This is a genomic window from Streptomyces sp. NPDC053367, assembly GCF_044545925.1.
GTDB lineage: Bacteria > Actinomycetota > Actinomycetes > Streptomycetales > Streptomycetaceae > Streptomyces.
In genome coordinates this window covers 40,904-49,727 of sequence record NZ_JBITYN010000019.1, presented here as the reverse complement: position 1 = coordinate 49,727, position 8,824 = coordinate 40,904, and the positions used below count along the sequence as shown (strand labels likewise).

General features: G+C 71.3%; 8 protein-coding genes. 6 read left to right on the top strand and 2 right to left on the bottom strand.

Going from position 1 to position 8,824, the window contains the following annotated elements:
• Positions 1–321: 321 nt before the first annotated feature.
• Complete coding sequence (locus tag ACIGXJ_RS36535) at positions 322–2,010, top strand: carbohydrate binding domain-containing protein (protein WP_399655080.1); 1,689 nt, start codon at positions 322–324, stop codon at positions 2,008–2,010.
• 254 nt (positions 2,011–2,264) lie between these two features.
• On the top strand, positions 2,265–2,609 hold the full coding sequence (locus ACIGXJ_RS36530) for a GNAT family N-acetyltransferase (protein WP_399655077.1): 345 nt from the start codon (positions 2,265–2,267) through the stop codon (positions 2,607–2,609).
• Here ACIGXJ_RS36530 and ACIGXJ_RS36525 read toward each other — a convergent pair.
• On the bottom strand, positions 2,567–2,980 hold the full coding sequence (locus ACIGXJ_RS36525; protein WP_399655075.1) for a VOC family protein: 414 nt from the start codon (positions 2,978–2,980) through the stop codon (positions 2,567–2,569). The two genes, ACIGXJ_RS36530 and ACIGXJ_RS36525, sit on opposite strands and share 43 nt — an antisense overlap.
• Before the next feature lie 328 nt (positions 2,981–3,308).
• On the opposite strand from ACIGXJ_RS36525, the gene ACIGXJ_RS36520 reads away from it, so the two are divergent.
• From ACIGXJ_RS36520 to ACIGXJ_RS36510, 3 genes are all read left to right on the top strand, one after another.
• Complete coding sequence (locus ACIGXJ_RS36520; RefSeq protein ID WP_399655087.1) at positions 3,309–3,656, top strand: hypothetical protein; 348 nt, start codon at positions 3,309–3,311, stop codon at positions 3,654–3,656.
• Between the two features lie 70 nt (positions 3,657–3,726).
• Positions 3,727–5,124 (top strand): glycoside hydrolase family 16 protein, encoded by a 1,398-nt coding sequence (locus tag ACIGXJ_RS36515; protein WP_399655072.1) that lies wholly within the window; start codon positions 3,727–3,729, stop codon positions 5,122–5,124.
• Between the two features lie 54 nt (positions 5,125–5,178).
• Positions 5,179–5,676 (top strand): GNAT family N-acetyltransferase, encoded by a 498-nt coding sequence (locus ACIGXJ_RS36510; RefSeq protein ID WP_399655070.1) that lies wholly within the window; start codon positions 5,179–5,181, stop codon positions 5,674–5,676.
• A 6-nt stretch (positions 5,677–5,682) separates the two neighbouring features.
• Here the strand turns inward: ACIGXJ_RS36510 and ACIGXJ_RS36505 are convergent, their stop codons facing one another.
• Entirely contained in the window at positions 5,683–6,579 is an 897-nt protein-coding gene (locus ACIGXJ_RS36505; RefSeq protein ID WP_399655068.1) for a helix-turn-helix domain-containing protein, read from the bottom strand.
• A gap of 146 nt (positions 6,580–6,725) precedes the next feature.
• On the opposite strand from ACIGXJ_RS36505, the gene tkt reads away from it, so the two are divergent.
• Entirely contained in the window at positions 6,726–8,801 is a 2,076-nt protein-coding gene (gene tkt, locus ACIGXJ_RS36500; protein ID WP_399655066.1) for a transketolase, read from the top strand.
• The last annotated feature ends 23 nt before the right edge of the window (positions 8,802–8,824 follow it).

Genomic DNA, 8,824 nt, shown 5'->3' with positions numbered 1-8,824 from the left:
CCGTGCGTGGTGTGGAGCCTAGACACCTCCACCACACCGGAGGTCTTCGCCATGATCAAGACCTGCCGGCGTTAACAACGCTTGTGATCAATACATCTAGGGCCTGTCTGTCCATTCCCGTCTGCGCGGCGGCGTCCGCCGCTTGCGGGTTTCGTCGTGGCTTGTCGCGCCGTTCCCCGCGCGCCTGAGTAACTCCATCCCAGGTATGGACCAATCCGCACCGACCTATTGACAGCGCGATTGGTCCATACCAACTTTGGTGGCGTATCACTTCGCACCCCTGTGCACTCCCGAACACCCCACACCCCTCAGGGAGATCGCGTGCGCCACTCACTCCTCAGTCGCTCCAGACGCAGGCTCCTCGCGCTGTGCGGGGCCGTCGGGCTCGCGGTCGGCGCGGCCGTCGCGCTGCCCGGCACCGCCCATGCGGCCAACGTCCTCACCAACTCCGGCTTCGAAGCAGGGTCGTTGTCGCCCTGGTCCTGCTCCGGCAATCTCGGGTCGGTCGTCTCCTCGCCCGTGCACGGCGGTTCCCGGGCGCTGCAGGGGGCCGCGAGTTCCAGTGACAACGCCAAGTGCGGGCAGACCGTCGCGGTCCAGCCCAACACGACGTACTCGCTCAGCGGCTGGGTGCGGGGCTCCTACGTCTACCTCGGGGTGGACGGCGGGGCCTCGACCTGGACGAGCTCCCCGTCGGCGTACAGCCAGCTGAGTCTGTCCTTCACGACCGGCGCCTCGCAGACCAGCGCGCGGGTGTACGTGCACGGCTGGTACGGCCAAGGGACCTACTACGCCGACGACATCAGCCTCGACGGGCCCGGCGGCGGGGGCGGCGGGGACACCCAGGCGCCGAGCGTGCCGGGCAGCCTGCGCTCCACCGGCAAGACCTCGTCCAGCGTGTCGCTGGCGTGGAACGCCTCGACCGACAACGTCGGCGTCACGGCGTACGACGTCTACAGCGGCTCCAACCAGGTGCTGAGCGTGTCGGGGACGAGCGCCACGGTGTCCGGGCTCGCGGCGAGCACCTCGTACACCTTCACCGTGCGGGCCCGGGACGCGGCCGGCAACAGCTCCGCCGTCTCCAACGCCGTGACGGTGACGACCGACGCCGGCGGGGGCGGGGGCACCGGCTTCAAGCAGGCCGCGCCCTATCTGTACCTCGGCTGGGGCGACCCGCCCAGCGCGACCTCGGTGATGAGCGCGACCGGGGTCAAGTGGTTCACGATGGCGTTCATCCTCTCCTCGGGCGGCTGCAACCCCGCCTGGGACGGCAGCAGGCCGCTGACCGGCGGCAACGACCAGAGCGTCATCAACTCCATCCGGTCCGCGGGCGGTGACATCGTCCCGTCGATCGGCGGCTGGAGCGGCAACAAGCTGGGCCCGAACTGCTCGACGCCGGAGGCACTGGCGGGCGCGTACCAGAAGGTGATCGACGCGTACGGGCTGAAGGCGATCGACGTCGACATCGAGAACACCGACGAGTTCGAGAACGCCGTCGTGCAGGACCGCATCCTCAACGCGCTGAAGATCGTCAAGGCCGGCAACCCGGGCCTGCGGACGATCCTCACCTTCGGCACCTCGACGACCGGCCCGACCTACTGGGGCAACCGGCTCATCGAGCAGGCGAAGGCGCTGAACGCGAACATCGACGTGTTCACCATCATGCCGTTCGACTTCGGCGGCGGCGCCGACATGTACGGCAACACCGTGAACGCGACCGAGGGGCTGAAGAACAAGCTGAAGTCCACCTTCGGCTGGGACGACGCCACCGCGTACGCGCACATCGGGATCTCCGGCATGAACGGCCTGTCCGACCAGCAGGAGCTCACCTCGGTCGCCATCTGGACCCAGATCCGCGACTGGGCGAACTCCCACCACATCGCCCGCCTCGCCTACTGGGCGGTCAACCGCGACCGGCCGTGCCCGGGCGGCGGCGTGACCAGCAACTGCTCCGGCATCAGCCAGAACAACTGGCAGTTCACCTCCATCACGGCCGGTTTCACCGGCTGACACCTCCGGAGGAAACCTCCGGAAGCGATATCCGTAAGTGATCTCCGCAAGCAGGGGCGTCCCCGCCACGGGGGCGCCCCTCGCGCATATCCCTCTCACCGGCGAGGCGGGGCCCGCGACCGGCCGGAACACCGGAACGGTCCGCGACCCGAGGAGCCGCCCATGTCAGCCCGGTCCTTGAACCGTCACCCCGTCGTCGCCCGGCTGCGCACGGCGAACCCGCCACCCGGTGCCGACTTCTGGAGGGCACCGAGGTGCACGGCCTGGGCGCGCGCACGGCCGACGGCCGGCTGGTCGGCATCGCCCACCACCTCTTCCACGCCCATGCCTGGCCGGCCGGCAGCTGCTACCTCCAGGACCTCTTCGTCGCCGAGGACGCGCGCGGGAAGGGTGTTGCGCGGGCGCTGATCGAGGAGGTGGCCGTGAAGGCGCGGGAGCGGGGCGCGGTCCGGCTGTACCGGACCACCCAGGACCACAACGCCACGGCACGCGCCCTCTACGACAGGATCGCCGCGTTCAACGGGTTCATCCGCTACGACTATCCGCTCGGCGCACCTCAGGAAGCCCCGTCGCCCAGCTCCTCGAACAGGGTGAGCTGAAGGGCTCCCGGTGCCTGAAGGCGGGAGTTGAGGGAGTTCCAGGGGGTGCGGGTCGGTTCGGCGAGGACCTCGGCGCCCGCGGCGGCCAGCCGGGCGGTGACCGCGGCGGAGTCGCCGACCCGGAAGGCGACCCGGACGTGTCCGGCCACGCGCCGGCCGACCTCGACGTCGTCGATGAACGCCGCGTGGTTCGGGTCGGTGAGCTCCAGGGTGGCCCGGCCGGCCTCCAGGATGGTGACGTGCCCGCCGGGCGAGGAGAACGCGGCCCGCTCGGGCAGGCCGAGGACGTCCCGGTAGAAGTGCAGGGCCGCGTCGTAATCGTCGGCGGTGACGACCAGGCGCAGTTCGCGGACGGCGGGTTCGTCGGACATGGGACTCCTTCTCGGTCACGGGTGCCGGTCGGATCAACGCCCCGCATCCGTAGGGGGATTCCCTCCCCGGGCGGCCGATCCCCCGCGCCCTCGTCCCGTACGGCCGATCCCCCGCCCTTCTCCTCCCCGTACGGCCGAGGCTCCCGCCCTTCTCCTCCCCGTACAGCCGAGGCTCCCGCCCTTCTCCCCCGTGCGACGGAGGCCCGTGAACCGCTCGCTCCCGCGATCCGGGGGCCGGGGGTCGGGGGCCGGGGGTCGGGGGTCGGGGGCTTGGGGTGCGGCGGGAGTCTGCGGGTGTAGCCGATGGACGAACCTGCCGGGAGGGGCCGTGCTCGCCACGCTCGCCCGGGCGGTGACGCCGGCGGTCCTGATCGACGCGACGGTCGTGCGCATGCTGCTCGTCCCCGCGTCGACGGCCCTGCTGGGCCGGCGGGCCTGGTGGGCGCCGCGGCCGCTGCGCCGGGTGCACGAGCGGATCGGGCCGCGGGATGAGGCGCCGCCGGCAGCGGGAGCCGGCCCTGCGCTGACGACGGCGTACCGCATGACGGGCCGCCCGTTCCTGCCGGCCGGACGGCACATTCGGGTTCACCTCATGAACTTGCCCGCACCGCAAGGGATTTCCCTGCTTCACCTCTTGACGCCGCGGCCGGCCGAGGGGACATTGGGCGCACCTTGAGAGCGCTCTCAAGCAGGGCTCTCAGGGCTCCCCGCAACCCCTGTTCCCTTCTGTCGAGAGGCACCCCCACATGAGCCGCACCTCAGGCATCCCCAGACGCCGCCCGCTGCGGCGGGCCCTCCTCGCGGCCGTCGGCACGCTCACCCTGGCCGCGGCGGCCGCCACGAGCGTCACGTCCACGGCGAGCGCCACCGCGCCGCCGCCCCCGTCGGGCTGGACGCAGGTCTTCGCCGACGACTTCAACGGGCCCGCCGGGTCGGGCGTCAACACCGCCAACTGGCAGTACGCGACCGGCACCTCCTACCCCGGCGGCGCCGCCAACTGGGGCACGGGCGAGGTCGAGACGATGACCTCCAGCACGAACAACGTGGCGCTGGACGGCAGCGGCAACCTGCGTATCACCCCGCGCCGTGACGCCGCCGGCAACTGGACCTCGGGCCGGATCGAGACCAACCGCACCGACTTCCAGCCCCCGTCCGGCGGCAAGCTGCGCGTCGAGGCCCGTATCCAGATGCCGAACGTCACCGGCGCCGCCGCGAAGGGCTACTGGCCGGCGTTCTGGATGCTGGGCGCGCCGTTCCGAGGCAACTACTGGAACTGGCCGAGCGTCGGCGAGCTGGACATCATGGAGAACGTCCAGGGCCTGAACACCGTCTGGGCCACGCTGCACTGCGGCACGAACCCGGGTGGCCCCTGCAACGAGACGACCGGCATCGGCGGTTCGACGAGCTGTCCCGGCACCACCTGCCAGGCGGGCTTCCACACCTACCGCATGGAGTGGGACCGCTCCACGAGCCCCGAGCAGCTCCGCTTCTCCGTCGACGGCACCGACTACCACACGGTCAGGGCCGACCGGGTCGACGCGACGACCTGGGCCAACGCCACGAACCACGGCTTCTTCATCATCCTCAACGTGGCGATGGGCGGCGGCTTCCCCGGCGCCTTCGGCGGCGGCCCGGACTCCGGCACGGTGCCGGGCCACGCGATGGTCGTCGACTACGTCCAGGTGCTGTCGTCCGGCGGCGGTGGCGGCACCACCCCGCCGCCCACCGGCAACCGCGACGCCTACTCGGCCGTCCAGGCCGAGTCCTTCGACGCCCAGTCCGGCGTGATCACCGAGGGCACCACGGACACGGGCGGCGGCCAGAACATAGGCGCCGTGGCCAACGGCGACTGGGTCCTCTACCGGGGCGTCAACTTCGGCTCCACGGCCGCCACCCAGTTCTACGGCCGGGTCGCGAGCGGGGCCGGCCCGGGCGTCAGCGGACTGGTCGAGGTCCGCCTGGACAGCCGCTCCAACGCGCCCGTCGGCAGCTTCGCCCTCGGCAACACGGGCGGCTGGCAGTCCTGGCGCACGATCCCCGCCAACATCACCGGCGTCACCGGCACCCATGACGTCTACCTGACCTTCACCAGCGGCCAGCCGGCCGACTTCGTGAACGTCAACTGGTTCCACTTCGGGCGCTGAGCACGGCCGCCAGGGGGCTTCACGCGTGCGTGAGGCCCCCTTTAGCCTGCGCTGATGAAGGAGATCGTGACGTACGTCGAGATGACCGGCCCGGACCGGCTCGTAGCCGCCCCCGCCGTGCCGGGCCTGGTCATGGAGCCCTTGGACCGCGACTCACCCCTGATCACCGGCCTCCTGACGGCGGTCGGCGCGCCCTACGGCTGGAAGAGCGCGAGCCGGACCGGGCGGGAGTGGCGCGACTGGTTCGCCGAGGCCCCGGAGCGGATGTTCCGGCTGCTGTCCTTCGAGGGCGAACCCGCGGGCATCGTCACCTACCGGCCGCATCCGGGTGACGAGGTGGAGATCGGGTCCTTCGGGCTGCTGCCGGAGTTCGTCGGCAAGGGGCTCGGCGCGTTCGCCCTCACGCTCGCGGTCCGCGGCGCCTGGGCGGCGCGCCCGTCGGTGAGCAGGGTGTGGCTGCACACCTCGTCGCTGGACCATCCCCGCGCCCTGCCCAACTACCTCAGCCGGGGCTTTCGTCCCTTCAGGACCGAGGAGGGCGAGCGCGGCTGACCGGCCTCAGCGCAGCTCCGCGCGGAACGCCGCCGGGGTCATGTCCGTGTGCTGGTGGAAGAACTTGGAGAAGTTGGCCGCGTCGGGGAAGCCGACCGCCACGCCCACGCGGCCGATGGGCAGGTCGGTGTGGGCGAGGAGGCGTTTGGCCTCCAGGACGACGCGCTTGTCGATGAAGCCCTTGGGGGTCTCGCCCGTCGCGGCGCGCACCGCGCGGACCAGCGTGCGGCGGGAGATGGCGAGGTGGTCGGCGTAGGCGCTGACGCTGTGGTTGGTGGCGAAGCCCTTCTCCACGGCGTCCCGGAACAGGGTGAACGTGGTGTCGGAGGGGTTGCTGCGGGCCTCGGCGGAACGGGCCGCGAGGTGGGCGAGGCGCAGCAGGAACGCCGTGAGGGAGTGGCGCAGGACAGCCGTGTGCAGGCCGAGGGGCAGGGTGACGTCGTCCTCGTACTCGCGGCGCAGCTGGTCCAGGGCGGCCGTGAGGCCGGCGAGCTCGGGCTCGTCGGGGTGCAGCAGCGGGGGCAGGTCGTAGCGGTAGAGGCCGGTGGCCTCGACGGTGGCGCGCGGCAGGAATCCGGGCTGCATGGTCAGCACGGTCCCGCGGTACTCGGCCCCGGTCGAGAAGCGGTGCACCTGACCGGGGCGGATCCACAGCAGGTCGCCGGCCCGGGCCTGGTACTCGGCGAAGTCGATCATGTGGCGGACGGGACCGGCGGAGAACAGCATCACCACGTGGAAGTCGATGCGGTGGACCTTGTCGAGCGGTGCGTCGGCGTGCCATGCGCGGTCCGCGCCCATGGGGCCGACCTGCATGCCGACGCCGCACACGCTGAGGTCGGAGGGGAACGGGAACGTCCTGATGAGGTCGCCGTCTTCTCCGGGAGGGGAGGTTCTGTCCGCCATGTCCTTCTCGCACCGACTAGTCCGTACGGGTGGTGTCCCACTTTCACCAAAGGCTGACACACGACGACCTCGCCAGCTAAAAGTCAGACTTTTAATCTCTAACGCGTCAGACCAGCAATCCCGCTCTTCCAGAGGACTTCTTGAAGATGAGCACGCAGACGCCCGACAGCTTCGAGTGGACCGACCTCGACCGGCGTGCCGTCGACACGGCCCGCCTTCTGGCCGCCGACGCCGTACAGAAGGTGGGCAACGGCCACCCCGGCACGGCGATGAGCCTGGCCCCGGCGGCGTACACGATCTTTCAGAAGGTGATGCGCCATGACCCGGCCGATCCGGAATGGACCGGCCGCGACCGCTTCGTGCTCTCCCCCGGCCACACCTCGCTGACGCTGTACACGCAGCTCTTCCTCGCCGGCTACGAGCTGGAGCTGGACGACCTCAAGGCGTTCCGCACGCAGGGGTCCAGGACGCCCGGTCACCCCGAGTACGGCCACACGGCCGGGGTCGAGACCACGACCGGCCCGCTCGGCCAGGGCGTCGCCAACGCGGTCGGCATGGCGATGGCCGCCCGCTACGAGCGCGGACTGTTCGACCCGGACGCCCCTCAGGGCACTTCGCCCTTCGACCACACCATCTGGGCGATCGTCTCCGACGGCGACCTCCAGGAGGGCGTCTCCGCGGAGGCCTCCTCCCTCGCGGGCCACCAGAAGCTCGGCAACCTGGTCTTCCTCTACGACGACAACCACATCTCCATCGAGGGCGACACCGCGACGGCGTTCTCCGAGGACGTCCTGGGGCGCTACGCGGCCTACGGCTGGCACACCCAGCGCATCGAGCCGACCGCCGAGGGGGACGTCGACGTCCACGCCCTGTACGCGGCCCTGAAGGCGGCGCAGGCCGAGACCGACCGGCCGTCCATCATCGCGATGCGCACGATCATCGCCTGGCCCGCCCCGAACGCGCGGAACACCGAGGCCTCCCACGGCTCGGCGCTGGGCGAGGAGGAGATCGCCGCCACCAAGCGCCTCCTCGGCTTCGACCCGGAACGCGCCTTCGAGGTCGCTGACGAGGTCCTCGCCCACACCCGCCGGGCCCTGGACCGGGGCGCCGAGGCACACGCCGCCTGGGACAAGCGGATCGGCGAGTGGCGCGCGGCGCAGCCGCAGCGTGCGGCGCTGTTCGACCGGGTCGTGGCCGGTCAGCTCCCCGAGGGCTGGGAGGACGCGCTGCCGGTCTTCGAGCCCGGCAAGAGCGTCGCCACCCGGGCCGCCTCCGGCAAGGTCCTGCAGTCGCTCGGCGCCGTGCTGCCCGAACTGTGGGGAGGCTCCGCCGACCTCGCGGGCTCGAACAACACCACCATCGACAAGACGTCGTCGTTCCTGCCCGCCGGCAACCCGCTGCCCGAGGCCGACCCGTACGGCCGCACCGTGCACTTCGGCATCCGCGAGTTCTCGATGGCCGCGGAGATGAACGGCATCGCGCTGCACGGCAACACCCGGATCTACGGCGGCACCTTCCTGGTGTTCTCCGACTACATGCGCAACGCGGTGCGCATGTCGGCGCTGATGCAGCTTCCGGTGACGTACGTGTGGACGCACGACTCCATCGGCCTCGGCGAGGACGGCCCGACCCACCAGCCCGTCGAGCACCTCGCCTCGCTGCGCGCCGTCCCGGGCCTGACCGTCGTACGCCCCGCCGACGCCAACGAGACGGCCGTCGCCTGGGCGGAGATCATGCGCCGGCACTCCACCAGGCCGGCCCCGCACGGCCTCGCCCTCACCCGGCAGGGCGTACCGACGTACGCGCCGAACCCGGACGCCGCCCGCGGCGGTTACGTCCTCGCGGAGTCCTCCACCGGGACGCCGGACGTGATCCTGATCGCCACCGGCTCCGAGGTGCAGCTGGCCGTCGCCGCGCGGGAGCGGCTGGAGGCCGAGGGGATCGGGACCCGGGTGGTGTCGATGCCGTCCGTGGAGTGGTTCGAGGAGCAGTCGCGCGAGTACCGCGACAGCGTCCTTCCGCCGTCCGTGCGAGCGCGCGTCGCCGTCGAAGCCGGGATCGCCCTGACGTGGTACCGCTTCGTAGGTGACGCAGGACGCATCGTCTCCCTCGAGCACTTCGGCGCCTCCGCCGATGCCGCCACCCTGTTCGCCGAGTACGGCTTCACCGCGGAGAACGTCGCCGCCGCGGCCAGGGAGTCCCTGGCCGCGACGCGTGGTTGATCCGACCGCCAGAAAGAAGATGA

What these genes read in the sequence shown, in the direction of transcription:
- ACIGXJ_RS36515 (WP_399655072.1), top strand. Translation starts at nt 3,727, where the DNA reads ATGAGCCGCACCTCAGGCATCCCCAGACGCCGCCCGCTGCGGCGGGCC.
- tkt (WP_399655066.1), top strand. Translation starts at nt 6,726, where the DNA reads ATGAGCACGCAGACGCCCGACAGCTTCGAGTGGACCGACCTCGACCGG.
- ACIGXJ_RS36510 (WP_399655070.1), top strand. Translation starts at nt 5,179, where the DNA reads ATGAAGGAGATCGTGACGTACGTCGAGATGACCGGCCCGGACCGGCTC.
- ACIGXJ_RS36525 (WP_399655075.1), bottom strand. Translation starts at nt 2,980, where the DNA reads ATGTCCGACGAACCCGCCGTCCGCGAACTGCGCCTGGTCGTCACCGCC.
- ACIGXJ_RS36505 (WP_399655068.1), bottom strand. Translation starts at nt 6,579, where the DNA reads ATGGCGGACAGAACCTCCCCTCCCGGAGAAGACGGCGACCTCATCAGG.